The organism is Salinivibrio sp. IB643 (genome assembly GCF_001996105.1).
Lineage (GTDB): Bacteria > Pseudomonadota > Gammaproteobacteria > Enterobacterales > Vibrionaceae > Salinivibrio > Salinivibrio costicola.
Genome location: NZ_MUFF01000005.1, coordinates 48,620 through 65,417 on the forward strand (window position 1 = coordinate 48,620; position 16,798 = coordinate 65,417).

Below are 16,798 nucleotides of genomic sequence, written 5' to 3' on the forward strand. Positions count from 1 at the left end.
GCAGTATAGGAATAATAACAATGGCGACTTCATGGCTAACGGATGTGCCAGAAATGAGCAGGCGCGATCTGCTCACCATCCGACAAACATTGGATGGTGCCTATCGGAATTTTTCTCGCGAATATGGCGAAGGTATCGAAGCCTTTTTTGACCCCCTCCTCCACTTTCTTGTTTGGTTCGAAGACTTACTCCTTGCCACACCTTGGTGGCTGGTGATTGCCGTACTTGCCGGTATCGCGTATCTCGCCAGTCGCTCTTGGAAGCTCCCTGCGGCTGTGGTTGTTTCTTTCACTCTAATTGCTTACTTAGGGATGTGGGAAGATACCATGAGCACCATGAGTATCATTTTGGTCTGTACGCTTGTCGCGATAGGTGTCGGTGTACCTATCGGGATTGCGATGGCGAAGTCCAATCGGACCCAAGCGGTGGTTACGCCACTTCTTGATATCATGCAGACCATGCCCGCTTTCGTCTATTTAATTCCTGTTGTGATGCTACTGGGCATTGGTAAAATTCCGGGGGTCATTGCCGTCGTGATTTACGCCATTCCACCGGTCATCCGCTTAACGAACCTTGGGATTAGGCTGGTCGATAAAGATGTGCTTGAAGCAGCGACTGCGTATGGCGCCAATGGCGTTCAGCGCCTTTTTCAGATTCAGCTACCACTGGCAATGCCCACTATTATGGCCGGCATTAACCAAACGATTATGATGGCACTCGCCATGGTCGTGATCGCCTCGATGATCGGTGTTTCTGGCCTGGGTCAACCCGTTCTTAAATCGATCACTAACCAATATTTCACCTTGGGCCTGCTCAATGGCCTCGCGATCGTCGTGATTGCTATTATTTTCGATCGCGTCTCGCAAAGCTATGCCAAGCGATCACAGCAGCACTTAAAGGGAGGTGATCATGACTGATTCTGAGCAGAACACCTTGATCGAAATTCACGGTCTTTACAAAGTGTTTGGCAACCATCCGCGTAAGCTCATGCCCGATGTTAAAGCAGGTAAAAGCAAAGACGCATTGCTACAAGAAACAGGACATACTATCGGACTTAGTGACATCAATCTGTCTATTCGGCGCGGTGAAGTGTTCGTCATCATGGGCTTATCTGGCTCAGGAAAATCAACACTGATTCGCCATTTCAATCGTTTGATCGATCCGACAGAAGGTGAAATTCGCATTGATGGCACGGATATAATGCAGTACTCACAAAAAGAGTTGCAGCAATTTCGTCGTCATAAAATGTCGATGGTTTTCCAGCGATTCGGCTTGCTTCCTCACCGTACTGTCAAAGAAAACGTCGGTTTTGGTCTTCGCATTCAAGGAGAAGCCAAAGCACTGCGAGATGAAAAGGCTCAACAGTGGCTCTCCACGGTTGGCTTAGAGGGCTATGCTGACCAATACCCTGCCCAGTTATCCGGTGGGCAACAGCAACGCGTCGGTTTAGCACGGGCCTTGTGTACGGATGCGGAGATCCTATTGATGGACGAAGCGTTTTCTGCACTGGATCCGCTCATTCGCAGTGAGATGCAAGACCAACTCATTGAGCTACAAGAAAAGCTGCATAAAACGATTATCTTTATTACCCATGATCTCGACGAAGCGTTACGTCTTGGTGATCGTATTGCCATTTTACGGGACGGTAAGCTGGTACAAGTGGGTGAGCCGGTTGATATTCTACTTCAACCAGCAGACGACTATGTCGAAGCATTTGTTAAAGACGTGAACCGTGCTCGAGCCCTAACCGTTGAAACCGTGATGCAGCCGCAAATCTGTCGTATCAGTGCGACCACAATTGGTGATGCCATTCAGCAGATGCGCCACCAAAAAGTTAATTATGGCTACTACATTACCGAGGAGGGTTACCAAGGTACCTTGAGCCAAAAAGCGCTGAGTGACAAAGATCCAAGTGGCCATATCGAGGCTAGCTTACTTGAGGATGTTCCCGCGATTGATCAAGATTCTTTGCTCGAGAGTGTGATTCCAGACACCTTGGAGTCGAAATGGCCACTGCCCGTCTTCGACGATCATGGGGAGCTTATCGGGCATCTCTCACGACAGACTGTTGCCAACATTCTCAGCGAAACAGGAAAAAGCGCGACCGAAACGTTATCCACAAACCCACCGCAAAAAGCGAGCTAATTATATCAATGCGCCCTACCTATTGGGGCGCATTAACCCAGCTGACCGATCAGTTTCAGACGTGACGGCGAAATAGCGAATCGTGATCACCTAGCGCCCTGTTGTCCGGAAGCTAGGTGTTTCGAAAATAGATATGATTACGTCTTATTCACTCGTTCAAAACCAGCGGCAAGATCAGCGATTAAATCCTCCACCTGTTCGAGACCAATATGCAGTCGAACGAGTGTCCCACTGAAACTCACTTTAGCCACGGGCCGGATCCGATTAAGCTGTTCGGGTTGATTGGCAAGTAACAAAGACTCGTAACCTCCCCATGAATAAGCCATGCTAAAATACTTCATAGAGTCGCAGAATGCTTCTAATTGCGTATCGGACAAACGTTCCTTAAAAACGAATGAGAACAGTCCGTTACTGCCACTAAAATCACGGGCAAAATAGCGATGCCCCGGACAATCAGTGAATGCGGGATGAAGCACTTTCGCCACTTCAGCCTGCTCATTCAGCCAGTTGGCAACATGTAACGCATTTTCTTGATGTTGCGCTAGCCGTACATCGAGCGTTCTCAGTCCTCGCGCCGCCTGGTAGGCAGTGTCAGGATCAACGGTTTGTCCCATCAAGTAGGCACGCTCTCTCAGCGTTGGCCAACAGCGCGCATTGGCGACGGCGGCGCCTAGCATATTATCTGAATGACCAATAATGTACTTGGTGCCAGACTGAATAGAAATATCGACACCCTGTGTTAACGGCTGGTATAAGCGACCTGCCGCCCACGTATTATCCATCATGATCACAGCATCTGGGGCGCGATTGCGAACCGCTCGCACAATAGCTGGCGTATCGTGCACTTCCATGGTGTACGACCCGGGTGACTCTAAGAACACGATACGTGTATTCGGCTTGATACGATGACTAATCTCGTCACCTTCAAGTGGGTCAAAATACTCGGTCTCGATCTGCATGTCGGCCAGTATTTTCTCACAAAAGTCCTGAGTAGGCTCATACGCCGAACCCGATACCAGTATGTGATCGCCCGTTTTAACAAATGCGAGAATACTGTTAGCAATCGCCGCCGCGCCACACGGAAATAACGCACAACCTGTTCCCTGCTCAAGCTCTGTCATTGCGTCTTGCAGCGCAAAGTGAGTGGTCGTACCTCGTCGGCCATAAAACAGCGTTTGTTGGTGACGATTTGCAACCGCGTGTTTCTTTTCTGCTAATGAATCAAAAATGATTGAAGAAGCGCGCTGTACGACTGGATTAACCCCGCCTAAGGTGTAGCCTTTTTGGCGTCCAGCATGGATTAGCTGCGTACGATTTTGTTTCTTTTCCATGGCTCACTCATCCTATGTTGCCCATATCTCTAGCCTAAGCGTTTCGCCGTAAGCAGTAAAGACATTTAGACGTCCATGCTGTAATTTTCTACCTATCGATTCAACGATATGTCATCGCGCTAAACGCTAAGCCAGCGCGGCTAGCGAAGCGTGTTTAGGTTGATGACTACCCACTCCGCATTTTGGTTCGAACACTAAACAGATCACATTTTTATCTATTTGACTGGAAATACAAGATAAGTGTATATACATTATATATCTAATCGATAGGCTAAAAGACATGGCAAAAAAAGAAAAAGTTAAAAAAGACAGCCAATTACTGATACGAATCAATAGTGAGCAACGTGATGCGTTTCTGCAAACATGTGACGAGCTTGATACCTCAGCGGCTCGAGAAGTCAGACGGTTTATCAAACAATTTTTAAAAGACCACGAAACAAAAAAAGAATCATAACATCCAGTTTACGGTGCAACTTGCCGGCACCCGACCACAGCATTGAAGCTGTATTGCAGTGGCAAACGCTTCGGCAATCTATACTTAAGGAGAGAAAATCATGGCGAAAGTATCAAAGAAAGATCTGAAAAAATCGATCAAGAAAACCAAAGCAAAAGTTGCGAAACAAGAAGGCAAGCTGAAAAAATTGAAAAAGCAACTAAAGCAAGCCTAAGCCACGTTTAGTTAAGCAATAAGCATAAAAAAGCTCGGGGATTTCCCGAGCTTTTTGTTTGTTATGGTCACGCTTTATTGACGCTGCGCTTACGTTTCAGCGCGTCCGATTTTAATCCTCAATTTTCTGCTTCACCCTCAGGTAACGATAAAACGGGCTCAACAGTAAACCGGCCTACATCCACACCGATCACTTTCACTTGCTCACCAGGCTGCAGGATAATATCCCCTGCGTTAGCACTAAGTTGCAATTGCCATGTCACTCCAGAGTACTTGGCCGACGACAGTTGCTCGCGACTTAATGGTGCAGTCAGGACGAAGGTCAGTCCAATAAAGTCGCTATGACGATTGTCCGGACTACGTTCTTTATGCTGTAACCGTTTAAGCGGTCGCCACAGCGCTAAAGTAAGTAATCCTGCGCCGATGCCAGTACCACTAAACAATGCGGTCACGGTTTCGGGCAAGACCCCGATCATGGCCAGTAACCCAACTAAAACCGCAGCACAACCGGTAGCTAATAAGACAATCGTTGACAAACCGAGCAGCCAAACTTCAGCGGCTAACAACAGTAAACCAATGATAATAGTTAACTCTGCAAGATAGTAACTCACGTATTTACCCTAACTACTTTTTGTTTTGTTAAGCGATTCAATGATGGTCATCGCTTCTGCAACCACGTTCGCAGCTCCCGTGCCCGAATCAGGCAACAAGACGACCGATGACTCTTTGGCAATTGCTTGTTTCGCGCGAATTGCTTTCTCTGCTAAATCAAGCTGAATCGCTTTTTGACCTTCTTCGGTGATAGCTCGTGTCCCGACAATTTCAAGCGCTTCGGCTTGAGCTTGAGCGACGGCTAGAATGGCTTGCGCTTCACCCTCCGCATTCAGAATTTGTTCCGCTTTTTCCGCTTCTGCCGCTAAAACCCGTGACTGCTTCTGACCCTCTGCCACGTTAATATCTGATTGACGAGCCCCTTCAGACTCAAGGATCACGGCACGTTTCTCACGTTCGGCCTTCATCTGACGCTCCATTGCTTCGAGCACCGACCGTGGAGGATCAATATCTTTTATCTCGTAACGAAGCACTTGTACACCCCAAGGCTGAGCCGCTTCGTTGATGGCCGAGACAATGGCAATGTTCAAGCTTTCACGTTCTTCAAACGTTTTATCCAGCTCCATTTTACCTACTTCACTACGCATGGTGGTTTGCGCAAGTTGCGTGACGGAATAGACATAATCATTCACGCCATAGCAGGCTTTGAAGGGATCAAGCACTTTAATATAGAGTACACCGTCCACACCCAACGAAATGTTGTCACGCGTAATCGCAGACTGACTAGGCACATCATACGCTTGTTCTTTCAAAGTCCGTGTATACGCTACACGGTCGATAAAGGGAACAATGACGTTGAGCCCCGCTTCCATCGTTTTATAGTACTTACCAAACCTTTCCACCACATAGGCAGTATTTTGTGGCACAAACGTAATGGCACTGCGCAATACGACAACCACTAAGATCGCCAGTACTATCCACACGCCAATAAAACTCGATATTTCAAAAAAAACGTTATCCATTAAGGGATCCTATGACTGTCGCTAACACGACGCTGATAGAGGGTGACAATGACTCAGACATGACGACAACGCTTGCATGCCTGAAGTTTAAGCATACGCCAATGTCAGTATAGAAAGACAGATAACGATAGTAAATTTGACACTCGTCTCATTCAGGTCGCTTTTTCCCTTCTTTTTATCTCGATTGGACGACATGACTCTCTGAGCGTGATCCCACTTTTGTAAAAGCCTGTCGCAACGATGGCCATATCATTGGAAAAAGGATTTTACCTTATCTTTTTTTGGGTGTACTCTTAGCCCTGTTCAACCGTGTTGGTTGGCGGTACTCATTACTGTTGACACCTTGATATATGGTGTCAAAAAATGAGCAAACTAACGCGCAAACAACGCGTGGTCCTGTTGAAGCTGTTTTTGAGCTTTAATAATCGGAAATTTATGCAGCAATTGAATATAGATACATCGAAACACCCCACCGTTAGGCTGGAAAGTTAGTTGTCCTGAAGATATTCGCTATATTTGCCCATAGAGTCGATTAACGGCACTCGCGTCACTGCAACACCTAGTTAATATATTCAGGAGACATCATGTCCAAAGCTAATGGTTCCGTTAAGTGGTTTAACGAAGAGAAAGGTTTCGGTTTTATCCAGCAAGAGAACGGTCCAGACGTATTCGTTCACTTCCGTGCTATCGTTGGTGAAGGCTTCCGCACACTAGCAGAAGGCCAGCAGGTTGAGTTCGATATCGAGCAAGGTCAAAAAGGCCCACAGGCTGCGAACGTCGTTCGCCTGTAAGTCAAACCAAATTTAAGAAGAAAGGCGCTCATCAGAGCGCCTTTTTTTATACCTGTTATTTAACGTTATTACACTAAGCCACATTGATATCGCATTCAGCCCCTATGCGAGTAGACGCTCTTGTTGCTATCCACTAGGCTGTGAGTACATCATATTGTCAGGAGGACGTATGCTATCTCCGTGCTTAATTGTCGACGATCATGAGATGATCCGAGACACGATTGGATTAATGGCACAGGCACTCGGTATTAAATCAGTGATCACCGCAGCAGACGGCGCCGAGGCGATATCTCGCGCCTATCATGACGAGCCGAGCCTTATCATTACCGATTTACAAATGGATCCTATCGATGGTTTAGAAATGTTGCGTCTCATGCGAAGTGGCCGCTATCATCTACGTCACGACACACCCATCATTATTCTGACCGCAAACGCCTCCAAAGCCGTGATCAGCGAGTGTATCCGATTTGATGTTGACGCGTTCATGAAAAAACCTGTTAAAAAGCAAGATCTTGAAAATCGTGTCAAGCAACTGTCCAAACATACCAAGGCGAAAAAACCCCCACAGTTCTATTTCGAGATGTACCAGTCTGATCCGGCCAAATCGACAGAGTTCGAGCACAATGGTGCGGTTGTATTTACGGAAGAAGAACAACAGCAAATCGAATGCATCACCGAACCTGTAGAAGAGACGCCGATAGCGCCCGATACACTAGGAGATGTAAAGGCATCACCGCAACCCTCTAGTGAGCCCAAAGATCGTAAATTTATACGCTGGCAAGAGAAGTACACAGTCGGTCATCAAGAATTGGATAACAGCAATAAGCAATTGTTGGTTATTATCAACGATACCTACGAGGCCATTGCTTACCATCACGATGATGACAAAGCTGACTTCGATGCCTTAGCTCAACGTTTCCGTGACTACATCGCTTCGCACTTTCTGCTAGAAGAAGACATCCTTGAAGCACGCGCCTACCCCACATACAAAGAGCATGCAACCATCCATCAACGTCTAGCGCGACAGGCTCAATGTGTACTGCTTCAGTGCCAGGCCGATCCCACGCTTTATCGCTCCGAGTTTTTTAAATTTCTACGCTATTGGTGGATTCATCACGTGGTTCACGAAGACACGAAATATCGCGACTTCCTGGTACAAGGTCTTTAATACTTGCATCCCGACTCACAGCCTTGCTCAGCGCTGTGAGTCTGCCCTACATCTACAACTTACCATCCACTAGACAGCAAAAACAGTCTGTTTAGCAAACCATCGTATCGATTGGGAACCCGCCCACACCTTTAGGCCAGTAAACGTTATGCCTCGAAATACTGGCTTTAACAAAAAATTTAACAATATAAATATTATTGTAAATCAATACTTTATTTGTTATTGACAGGCCGAACACAAAAATTTGGGGTTGATAAACCAAATCAATCGCCTATTATAGAAATTGAATTCGTTAGAGAACAAAACAATTATGTGGCGATCAAAAACGACAGATACGGCAGTGCTGGATTCTCAAGTACTCGACCGTAAACAGACAAAATCTAACACGCAGTTCGTGTTTCGTAAGCCTGCCATCGGCGATGGTGGCAACATTTATCGACTAATCACGCAATGCCCGCCGCTAGACGTGAACTCCGCTTACTGTAATTTTTTACAGGCGACGCATTTTAAAGAAACGTGTGTTGTTGCAGAGCGAGAAGGCGATGTGCAGGGCTTCATCTCCGGTTATATCCGCCCTGAGCAGCCAGATACCTTTTTCGTCTGGCAAGTTGCGGTGTCGCCAAAAGCACGTGGTGAGGGGCTTGCCCTATCGATGATTGAGGCGCTACTGGCTCGTAAAGTCGCGCAAAACGTTCACTTCATCGAAACCACAATCACAGAAGACAACGCCGGTTCTTGGGCGCTGTTTAAAAAGGTAGACCGCCTCTATGGCTCTGGTGGTCAACGCTCGGTGTTCCTTGATGAACAAGAGCATTTCAACGGTGAGCACGACACCGAATACCTTTTCCGAATTCCACTCAAAAAATAACAGGATGAGTTATGGATATCTTTAAGTCGCAGGAATCAAATGTTCAATGTTATGCCAACAACTTTCCCGTTGTATTTGAGAGTGCAAAAGGCTGTTGGATGACTGACGTAGACGGTAAGCGCTACCTTGATTTTCTAGCCGGCGCTGGTTCACTGAACTATGGACACAATAATCCGACGCTGAAAAAAGCGCTGATCGAKTATATCGAGAAAGACGGCATTACACACGGCCTAGACATGTATACAGAGGCGAAAGCACGCTTTCTCGAAGTATTTAAAAATCACATCTTGGCCCCACGTGGTTTGGACTACAAGTTCCAATTCACAGGCCCTACTGGTACCAACGCTGTGGAAGCGGCAATGAAGCTAGCTCGCAAAGTGACTGGGCGTTCAAACATTGTTTCTTTTACTAATGGCTTCCACGGTTGTACTTATGGTGCACTCGCGGTGACAGGTAACCATCACCATCGTGGTGGCGGCGGTATTCCAGTCAATAATTCAGTCACGCGTATTCCGTATGACGGCTATGCGAACGTTGATGGTCTCACCTTGTTTGAGACGATGCTTAATGACGCTTCAAGCGGTTTAACCGGTGGTGATAAACCTGCCGCTGTATTACTTGAGGTCGTTCAAGGTGAAGGTGGCTTAAATGCCGCATCTAATGAATGGTTACAACGCTTACAAACTATCTGTAAAGCACACGATATCCTGGTGATTGTCGATGATATTCAAGCAGGTTGTGGGCGTACGGGGACTTTCTTTAGCTTTGAGCCTTCAGGCATCAACCCTGATATTGTGACCATGTCCAAATCCATTGGTGGTTACGGCTTACCTATGGCAGTCGTTCTACTCAAACCTGAGCTAGATCAATGGGCACCAGGTGAGCATAACGGTACATTCCGTGGTAACAACCATGCCTTTGTGACCGCTGCCGAAGCCATCGAAACCTATTGGCTAGATGATCAGTTCCAAACCCATATTCAAGCGCGTGCGGATCAGCTCAACAAAGTCCTGCAAGATATGCTTGCTAAAAATAGCGACTTATTTGAGATAATTAAAGGACGAGGATTGATGCAGGGTATTGCCTGTAAGAACGGTGATATTGCCGACGACATTACCAGCTTGTGCTTTGATAATGGCATGATCATCGAAACAGCCGGCCCAGAAGACGAAGTGATTAAATTCTTCTCTCCGCTGACCGTCAGTGAAGCTGAAATGGAGAAAGGCTTACAAATTTTCGTTAAGTCCGTTGAGCAGTACAAGAAAGAGAAGCTCAAAAAAGCATCATAAAGACATAACGAATAGACAAATAATAAGGAACAATAATGATTGTCCGCACATTAGAAGAATGTCAAAACAGTGATCGCCGCGTGGTCGCAGAAAATTGGGAAAGCGTACGCATGTTGCTACGTGATGATAACATGGGATTTTCATTCCATATCACCACCATTTATGCGAACACAGATACGCATATCCATTATCAAAATCATCTAGAATCAGTCTATTGCATGTCTGGTGAGGGTGAGATTGAAACGACTGACGATGGCAAGGTTTATCCGATCAAACCCGGCACGCTGTATATTCTAGATAAACATGACGAGCACCAGCTACGCGCAAATAAAGGTGTTGATATGGTCATGGCCTGTGTGTTCAACCCGCCCATCACAGGGAAAGAGACACACGATGAGAACGGTGTTTATCCATTAGTCGATTAACCGTCAAGGGGCAGCGGGATGCTGCCCCTGTAAACCCAATCGACCTTTTTGTTCATAAAGCCCACAAGGAGCTCACATGAATCATACCGTTGAAAAGATCGGCGGTACGTCGATGTCAGCCTATGACGCTGTCATGGATAACATCTTTTTGTACCCGTCAAACCCATATAACCGAATTTTTGTTGTTTCTGCTTACGCTGGCATCACGGATGCATTGCTGGAGTGTAAGCGTTCGGGTAAACCAGGCATTTATCGCTTACTYGCCGCGAACAACCCAAAATGGCGTGATGCATTGGATGAGCTAGAGCAGCGTATGCTATTAATTAATAGTAACATGTTCCCTGACCCTATTTTTCGTGAGCGTGCCGATAATTTTATTCGCCAGCGAATGGAAAAAGCGCATAGCTGTATCGAAGGCATACTCGAAACCTGTAACTATGGGCAGTTTTCTCTGGAAAGCTATTTGCCGCAAGTCCGTGAGTTCCTGTCGTCAATTGGTGAAGCACATAGTGCACAYAACTCGACGCTGCTCCTCGAAAGTGTTGGCATCAACTCACGATTTGTCGACCTGTCTGGTTGGGACAATCCGGATGAAGGTAAAGGAGATCTCAATACAGTCATCGCCAATGCGATGGACGACATTGATTTCAGCAATGAGCTGCCCATCGTTACCGGCTACGTCTACTGTGATGAAGGTCTGATGAAGACCTACGACCGCGGCTACAGTGAAATGACCTTTAGCCGAATTGCAGTGCTGACCAAGGCAAGCAGCGCCGTGATTCATAAAGAATACCATTTGAGCAGTGCAGACCCCCGCATTGTCGGCCCTGAACGTGTACAGCCTATGGGCCTCAGCAACTACGATGTGGCCGATCAACTGGCAAACCTTGGCATGGAAGCGATTCATCCTAACGCGGCCTCTGGCATGCGTGCTGTAGGCATTGAGCTGGTCGTTAAAAATACCTTTGAACCTGAGCATGCTGGTACGGTGATCTCTCACAAATACCGTCCAAAGGACAATGAGATCGAAATCATTGCTGGCCGTGACAAAGTGCTTGCGCTACACATTTTTGACCAATCAATGGTTGGACATTGTGATCAAGTCAGTTACGACGTGATGGAAATCATTCGTGAAGAGAACGTTCAGCTAATCAGTAAAGAGATGAACGCTAACTCCATTACTTACTACTTAGATGGTAAGACCGCGAGCCAAGATAAGGTCATCAATCGGGTTGAAAAGCTATATCCAAAAGCGAAGATTACCGGTGAAATGGTCGCACTAATTTCTGTTATCGGCAGCCGTATCGACTCAAACCAGACAATGAGTAAAGGGATGCTTGCGCTACTTGATGCGGAGATCAACCCTAAAGCGGCTCACTCTTCAATGCGCGATGTGGATGTGCAATACGTTGTCCTTGATAAGTATTACCATGCCGCTATCTGTGCATTACACGCTTGCTTTATTGAAAAGCCCGCACCAAAACCGACAGTGCGTGCTGCATAACCCAGCAGCAACACATTGTGAGTTTGAAAATGCCTCCAACTTGGGGGCATTTTTATGCGTATTTTTCGCGTAGTTGGCCAAGCTTACCCTTATAAACCACCAGCCTAATGTTTAATCATTATTGATAATGCCTAGATAGAAGGTAGAATGCCGCACTTTATTTGGTTAAGTGYTCTTCGTTTATGATCGACCCTAATTTGCTTCCTGTTTACTTAACAGCCGTTGCCGCGCTGCTATTCGTCCCCGGGCCAGATATGTTATTGATTATTAGCGCGAGTCTTAGCTATGGTCGACGGGTCGGTGTTGCAGCGAGTTTAGGCAACGCTACCTCTGGACTGATTCTTACCGTATTAGCGGCCACTGGCGTTTCAGCCGTGATTGCAATGTCCCCGATTGCGTTAACGGYTCTCCAGTATGTTGGTTCAGCGTATCTACTCAAAATGAGTATTGATACGTGGAGAGCATCACCTGCTGAAAGCGAAGCGGTACAGTATCAACAAAAAATGGGGCGCTATCTCTAYAAGCGTGCCGTGATGACGAACCTGCTCAACCCTAAAGCGTTACTCTTTTTTGTTTTATTCTTGCCGCAGTTTATCTCACAGCAGATACAAGCATCATCGAGCACTCAGCTATTAACGCTCGGCCTTCTACTTAATGTACTCGGCCTTGCGTTTAATATCATACTGGTCGCGATCGTAGGTAAACTTGGCAAACAGATGCTGACTAACACCCGCATTCAAAACTATCAACACAAAATTATGGCTATCGTCTTTGCATTATTGGCTATTTGGCTTTTTACTCAGCAGTTATCTGTATAGCGAGCTCCGCAACGAAGCGGTAAGCCTGCAAAGGTGGAAATCCAGCAATCAACAAACGTGAACTTAGACATCAAACTTTGTCATAATGGTCGCTCAGCTATCAATAGGAGAACGTGTAATGGATGAAAACACCGCCACGCTACTTAACTTGCGTGTTATAGAAGTTGGCGATTATCAACCCTTAGCAGAGTTGATGGACCTCGTCTTTCCGGATGTCGGCGGTGCTTGGCCAAAAAGCACGATCATGCAACTGGTAACGGCCTTCCCTGATGGCCAGATATGCATTGAAGATAACGGAAAAATCGTCGCCGCTGCCCTCACACTCAAAGTCTCTTACAACCGTTTTTCTCTCCCTCATACTTATAGCGATATCATTACTGACGACGGCGTAGTATTCCATGATGCGAAAGGTGATGCGCTTTACGGGTTAGATGTGTTCGTGCATCCGGACTACCGCGGGCACCGCTTGGGACGTCGTCTCTATGAGGCGCGCAAAGATCTTTGCCAAGCATTAAATCTAAAGGCAATTCTAGCGGGTGGGCGCATTCCTGGCTATCACAAACATACCGATGTGTCAGTGACCGACTACATTAATAAGGTAAGACGTAAAGAGATTCACGATCCTATCCTCTCGTTTCAACTGTCTAATGACTTTGACGTCAAACGGTTAATGAATCGTTATTTGCCCGAAGATGATAAATCCGCAGGCTACGCAACATTATTGGAGTGGGATAACTTCTTTTATGAAAAAGACGCTTCATCGGTGCACGATATTGATAAAACCATTGTGCGCCTCGGGGTTGTGCAATGGCAGATGCGCCACGTGTTATCCGTTGACGACCTGCTCAACCAAGTCGAGTTTTTTGTTTCTTCTTTAGCCAATTATCAATCGGATTTTGCCCTATTCCCGGAGTTTTTCTGTGCGCCGTTAATGGGGCTTGCACCAGATAAACGCTCGGTGGAGGCGATACGTTTTCTAAGTGAGTTTACCCAAGCCATTAAACAACGCTTTTCTCAGCTGGCGGTGACTTACAACATCAATATTATCGCAGGGAGTATGCCAGTCCTCGAAGATGGCAAGCTCTACAATGTGTCTTACCTGATGCATCGAGACGGCAGCATTGACGAACAGTACAAAATCCATATCACGCCACATGAGCAACGAGACTGGGTGATCGATGGCGGTGATACAGTAAAAGTTATCGAAACCGACGCAGGCCGCGTTGGCATTCTTACTTGTTATGATGCGGAATTCCCAGAGTTAGGGCGGATCCTTGCCGAGCAAGGGGTACAGATTTTATTTGTTCCTTTCTGGACAGACACCAAAAATGGTTATCTTCGAGTCCGTTTGTGCGCTCAAGCTCGCGCAATTGAAAACGAATGTTATGTTGCTATTGGTGGTAGTGTCGGCAACTTGCCCCGTGTCGATAACGTTGATATTCAATATGCCCAGTCGGCGGTCTTTTCACCGTCTGATGTGTATTTCCCTCACGATGCGACACTCGCAGAGGCGAACGCAAATACTGAGATGATGATCTTCGCGGATGTTGACCTTGATAAACTCAAAATGCTGCATGAACGAGGCTCAGTCACCAACTTGAAGCACCGCAGGCCTAAGCTCTATGCCAGTCATTTAAGCCAAGAATAAGCCAAAGCCCAGTGACTCAGGCAAGGGCCATTTAGACGCCAAGAGAGYATKATTCGTGTCTATCGCACTGACTTTGTCCAAGGTCAGTGCATTTACTGGTGCAAAGGAACACTCTCTTGATAGAATCACCCCGTATCTGCGAAAGCGTTATTAAGAGAGATTCCCAATGGGACGAAGTTTTGAAGTTCGTAAAGCGTCAATGGCCAAAACCCAAGGCGCAAAAATTAAGGTTTACTCAAAATACGGTAAAGAGATTTACGTATGTGCTAAAAATGGTGGCTCAGATCCAGAGAGTAATCTATCACTGCGCCGCTTGATGGAAAAAGCCAAAAAAGATCAAGTGCCTGGGCATGTCATTGACAAGGCACTTGATAAAGCTAATGGCTCTGGTGGTGAGAACTATGAAGTAGCTCGGTACGAAGGATTCGGCCCTGGTAGCTGTGCGGTGATTGTTGATTGTTTAACCGACAACAACAGCCGTACCTACATGGATGTTCGCCAATGCTTTGTCAAAAATGATGCGAAAATTGGTACACCGGGCGCGGTGTCTCATATGTTTGAACATCAAGCGGTGTTTCAATTTCAAGGTACAGATGAAGAAGGCACGCTGGAAGCCCTGGTCATGGCTGATGTGGATGTCTCCGACATCGAAGCAGACGAAGGGGTGATTACGGTTTTCGCGCCTCATACAGAGTTTTTCAAAGTGAAAAATGCGCTGAGCGACTTTCTTGGCGACACGCCGATTGATCTTGAGGAGATCACCTTTGTCCCTCAAATCGATACTGAGGTCAGTGGCGATGATATTGAACGTTTTGAAAAGTTCCTCGACATGCTTAATGATTGCGACGACGTACAAAACGTCTATCACAACGCTGAGCTAGTATAGCTCCGTACTTGACACATTAGAGCGCCTCACCTCAGAGATGGCGCTCTATTTTTCATCAAGTTGGGTTAATAACATTTGTGAAAACAACGCCCAACTCTGACGAAACCGATCCTCGCCTTGCGATAAATAGCTTTGTAAGCCCGCCCCAAGAAAGAAAGCGTCCACCACCCGAATTGCCGTATCTATCTGATACTGCGGAATCTTCCCTTGATAAAAGTACTCAATTGCTCGGGTATATTCGGTTAAGCCGTGCTGAGAGAAACGTTGTATTGCCGCACGAAATTGCCCATCAAATAATGCTTGAGTCGTGAAGCTATACATCGCCTTCATCGCATAAGGCTCGCATTGCATGGTCATGTATAAGGTATCGCCTGTCACCGCTAAATAACTTTCAAAGTCCTCGAAATTAGCCGGTTCAGCCACGGCTAAAAACATCGAAATGAGCTCATCCACAGCCGCATATTTTACTGCATCAAGATTATCAAAGTGATGATAGAGCGCGCCTTTGCTGATCCCCGCTTTTTTACCCAGCTTTGTTGCTGTGAGTGCCGCAAGCCCTTCATTACCAACGATTTCYAATGTGGTTGAAAGAATATGTTGCCGCATCGCCCGCGACGCAATTTCATGCTTATTCATCGTTATTTGATCAAATTTGAAAGTCCAAGTGAAAAAATAAAACATACCGAATGTTCATTCAAATATTTACGCGCAAAATGTGACCGAYAACCGAATGATTTATCGACAGCTATGCGTGCCAAAAAAGGATAAGTGAAAGTCGATGTTGTAAAATAACAGCCGAGCACGCAAAGACAGGTGCGGTCTCTGTGTCTACACTAACAAGAGGAAAATCAACGAAAGTCGGATAGGAACGATGAAAAGATTATGGGCTTTATTACTGATTATGAGTGTCTCGGTATCCGTGAATGCCAAAACGACTTATGTGGTCGGCGTACAGAGCTTTTCTCAGTATTATCCCTTTTCAGCGTATTCTAATCGCAGTTATTCAGGGTTTAATCGCGAGTTACTCGATATGTTCGCCAACACGCATCACTATCGATTTGTGTACAAAGCTTTACCACTCACAAGCCTTCCTTCCCGTTTTGTCGATGGTGTCGTTGATCTTAAATATCCAGATAGTCCTGATTGGGATCGCGACATCAAAAAAGGCGTCAATGTCATTTATAGCGAGCCTGTGGTTGATTATATCGACGGCGTCATGGTTATCGACCAAAACTATGGCCAACCTATTGACCAATTACAGCGACTAGGAGCCGTCGTRGGCTTTACCCCTGAACTTTATCAATCACGTATCCGTTCGGGCCAAACACGCTTAAATGAGAGTTACAAATATGATTCTTTGATGATGAAGCTTGTCAGCGGTCGCATTGATGGCGGCTATGCCAATATCGCTGTTGCACAGTTTTATCTTGACCAAATGGGCTTTAAAAAAGGGTCAGTACGCTTTGATGATACCTTGCCCCATGAAAAAGGGACTCAGCGGCTATCCACCATCCATCATCCCAAGCTCATCGACGAATTCAATCAGTTTCTATCCGATAAGCAAGAGGCGATATCTGCACTAAAAGCGCGCTATGGCATAGAGTAAGTGAGAATTATCAGAGCAACGCTGTCAACGCCTTCTTTTGAGGGAGCGAATCAGTTAATGCTTCAATTCAGTATACGA

General features: G+C 46.3%; 17 protein-coding genes. 13 read left to right on the top strand and 4 right to left on the bottom strand.

Annotated features, from left to right (window positions below; translation table 11 throughout):
* Window positions 1-20: 20 nt before the first annotated feature.
* Window positions 21-917, top strand: a complete 897-nt coding sequence (locus tag BZG77_RS03285) for an ABC transporter permease (protein ID WP_025744837.1) — start codon at window positions 21-23, stop codon at window positions 915-917.
* Window positions 910-2,145, top strand: a complete 1,236-nt coding sequence (locus BZG77_RS03290) for a quaternary amine ABC transporter ATP-binding protein (RefSeq protein ID WP_077576701.1) — start codon at window positions 910-912, stop codon at window positions 2,143-2,145. The genes BZG77_RS03285 and BZG77_RS03290 overlap by 8 nt, the downstream gene beginning before the upstream one ends.
* Window positions 2,146-2,282: 137 nt before the next feature.
* Here BZG77_RS03290 and metC read toward each other — a convergent pair whose 3' ends face one another.
* Entirely contained in the window at window positions 2,283-3,476 is a 1,194-nt protein-coding gene (gene metC, locus BZG77_RS03295) for a cystathionine beta-lyase (RefSeq protein WP_077646177.1), read from the bottom strand.
* Between the two features lie 280 nt (window positions 3,477-3,756).
* Between metC and BZG77_RS14890 the strand changes: the two genes are divergently transcribed.
* Window positions 3,757-3,930, top strand: a complete 174-nt coding sequence (locus BZG77_RS14890; protein ID WP_164837586.1) for a hypothetical protein — start codon at window positions 3,757-3,759, stop codon at window positions 3,928-3,930.
* 332 nt (window positions 3,931-4,262) lie between these two features.
* Here the strand turns inward: BZG77_RS14890 and BZG77_RS03300 are convergent, their stop codons facing one another.
* Together BZG77_RS03300 and BZG77_RS03305 are read right to left on the bottom strand one after the other, a co-directional pair.
* The gene (locus BZG77_RS03300) at window positions 4,263-4,754 is read right to left on the bottom strand and encodes an NfeD family protein (RefSeq protein ID WP_077646178.1); all 492 of its coding nucleotides are present in this window, start codon (window positions 4,752-4,754) and stop codon (window positions 4,263-4,265) included.
* Between the two features lie 9 nt (window positions 4,755-4,763).
* Complete coding sequence (locus BZG77_RS03305) at window positions 4,764-5,717, bottom strand: stomatin-like protein (RefSeq protein WP_077646179.1); 954 nt, start codon at window positions 5,715-5,717, stop codon at window positions 4,764-4,766.
* Window positions 5,718-6,301: 584 nt separating this feature from the next.
* Between BZG77_RS03305 and cspE the strand changes: the two genes are divergently transcribed.
* The 9 genes from cspE (at window position 6,302) to BZG77_RS03350 (ending at window position 15,114) form a co-directional block, all read left to right on the top strand.
* Window positions 6,302-6,508, top strand: coding sequence for a transcription antiterminator/RNA stability regulator CspE (gene cspE / locus BZG77_RS03310; RefSeq protein WP_025744354.1), 207 nt, complete (start codon window positions 6,302-6,304; stop codon window positions 6,506-6,508).
* 169 nt (window positions 6,509-6,677) lie between these two features.
* Complete coding sequence (locus tag BZG77_RS03315) at window positions 6,678-7,676, top strand: response regulator (protein ID WP_077646180.1); 999 nt, start codon at window positions 6,678-6,680, stop codon at window positions 7,674-7,676.
* A gap of 310 nt (window positions 7,677-7,986) precedes the next feature.
* Window positions 7,987-8,544, top strand: a complete 558-nt coding sequence (gene ectA, locus BZG77_RS03320; RefSeq protein WP_077646181.1) for a diaminobutyrate acetyltransferase — start codon at window positions 7,987-7,989, stop codon at window positions 8,542-8,544.
* A gap of 11 nt (window positions 8,545-8,555) precedes the next feature.
* Window positions 8,556-9,833 (top strand): diaminobutyrate--2-oxoglutarate transaminase, encoded by a 1,278-nt coding sequence (gene ectB, locus BZG77_RS03325; protein WP_077646182.1) that lies wholly within the window; start codon window positions 8,556-8,558, stop codon window positions 9,831-9,833.
* 35 nt (window positions 9,834-9,868) lie between these two features.
* Window positions 9,869-10,258: an ectoine synthase gene (locus tag BZG77_RS03330; protein ID WP_021024031.1), complete on the top strand. Its 390-nt coding sequence runs from the start codon at window positions 9,869-9,871 to the stop codon at window positions 10,256-10,258.
* A 76-nt stretch (window positions 10,259-10,334) separates the two neighbouring features.
* A complete protein-coding gene (locus tag BZG77_RS03335; RefSeq protein ID WP_077646183.1) occupies window positions 10,335-11,762 on the top strand; it encodes an aspartate kinase in 1,428 nt (475 codons plus the stop codon).
* Between the two features lie 182 nt (window positions 11,763-11,944).
* Window positions 11,945-12,580 carry a LysE family translocator gene (locus BZG77_RS03340; RefSeq protein WP_077646184.1) on the top strand — a complete coding sequence of 212 codons (636 nt, stop codon included), beginning with the start codon at window positions 11,945-11,947 and terminating at the stop codon, window positions 12,578-12,580.
* A gap of 118 nt (window positions 12,581-12,698) precedes the next feature.
* A complete protein-coding gene (locus tag BZG77_RS03345; RefSeq protein WP_077646185.1) occupies window positions 12,699-14,228 on the top strand; it encodes a bifunctional GNAT family N-acetyltransferase/carbon-nitrogen hydrolase family protein in 1,530 nt (509 codons plus the stop codon).
* A gap of 166 nt (window positions 14,229-14,394) precedes the next feature.
* Window positions 14,395-15,114, top strand: a complete 720-nt coding sequence (locus BZG77_RS03350) for a YebC/PmpR family DNA-binding transcriptional regulator (RefSeq protein ID WP_077646186.1) — start codon at window positions 14,395-14,397, stop codon at window positions 15,112-15,114.
* Between the two features lie 45 nt (window positions 15,115-15,159).
* Here BZG77_RS03350 and BZG77_RS03355 read toward each other — a convergent pair whose 3' ends face one another.
* On the bottom strand, window positions 15,160-15,750 hold the full coding sequence (locus tag BZG77_RS03355; RefSeq protein ID WP_158011411.1) for a TetR/AcrR family transcriptional regulator: 591 nt from the start codon (window positions 15,748-15,750) through the stop codon (window positions 15,160-15,162).
* Between the two features lie 235 nt (window positions 15,751-15,985).
* On the opposite strand from BZG77_RS03355, the gene BZG77_RS03360 reads away from it, so the two are divergent.
* Window positions 15,986-16,720 (top strand): transporter substrate-binding domain-containing protein, encoded by a 735-nt coding sequence (locus BZG77_RS03360; RefSeq protein ID WP_077646188.1) that lies wholly within the window; start codon window positions 15,986-15,988, stop codon window positions 16,718-16,720.
* Window positions 16,721-16,798 lie beyond the last annotated feature (78 nt).

Coding starts and splice junctions, on each gene's coding strand:
- BZG77_RS03330 (WP_021024031.1), top strand. CDS start 9,869: ATGATTGTCCGCACATTAGAAGAATGTCAAAACAGTGATCGCCGCGTG.
- BZG77_RS03350 (WP_077646186.1), top strand. CDS start 14,395: ATGGGACGAAGTTTTGAAGTTCGTAAAGCGTCAATGGCCAAAACCCAA.
- metC (WP_077646177.1), bottom strand. CDS start 3,476: ATGGAAAAGAAACAAAATCGTACGCAGCTAATCCATGCTGGACGCCAA.
- BZG77_RS03305 (WP_077646179.1), bottom strand. CDS start 5,717: ATGGATAACGTTTTTTTTGAAATATCGAGTTTTATTGGCGTGTGGATA.
- cspE (WP_025744354.1), top strand. CDS start 6,302: ATGTCCAAAGCTAATGGTTCCGTTAAGTGGTTTAACGAAGAGAAAGGT.
- BZG77_RS03290 (WP_077576701.1), top strand. CDS start 910: ATGACTGATTCTGAGCAGAACACCTTGATCGAAATTCACGGTCTTTAC.
- BZG77_RS03285 (WP_025744837.1), top strand. CDS start 21: ATGGCGACTTCATGGCTAACGGATGTGCCAGAAATGAGCAGGCGCGAT.
- BZG77_RS03345 (WP_077646185.1), top strand. CDS start 12,699: ATGGATGAAAACACCGCCACGCTACTTAACTTGCGTGTTATAGAAGTT.
- BZG77_RS14890 (WP_164837586.1), top strand. CDS start 3,757: ATGGCAAAAAAAGAAAAAGTTAAAAAAGACAGCCAATTACTGATACGA.
- ectA (WP_077646181.1), top strand. CDS start 7,987: ATGTGGCGATCAAAAACGACAGATACGGCAGTGCTGGATTCTCAAGTA.
- BZG77_RS03315 (WP_077646180.1), top strand. CDS start 6,678: ATGCTATCTCCGTGCTTAATTGTCGACGATCATGAGATGATCCGAGAC.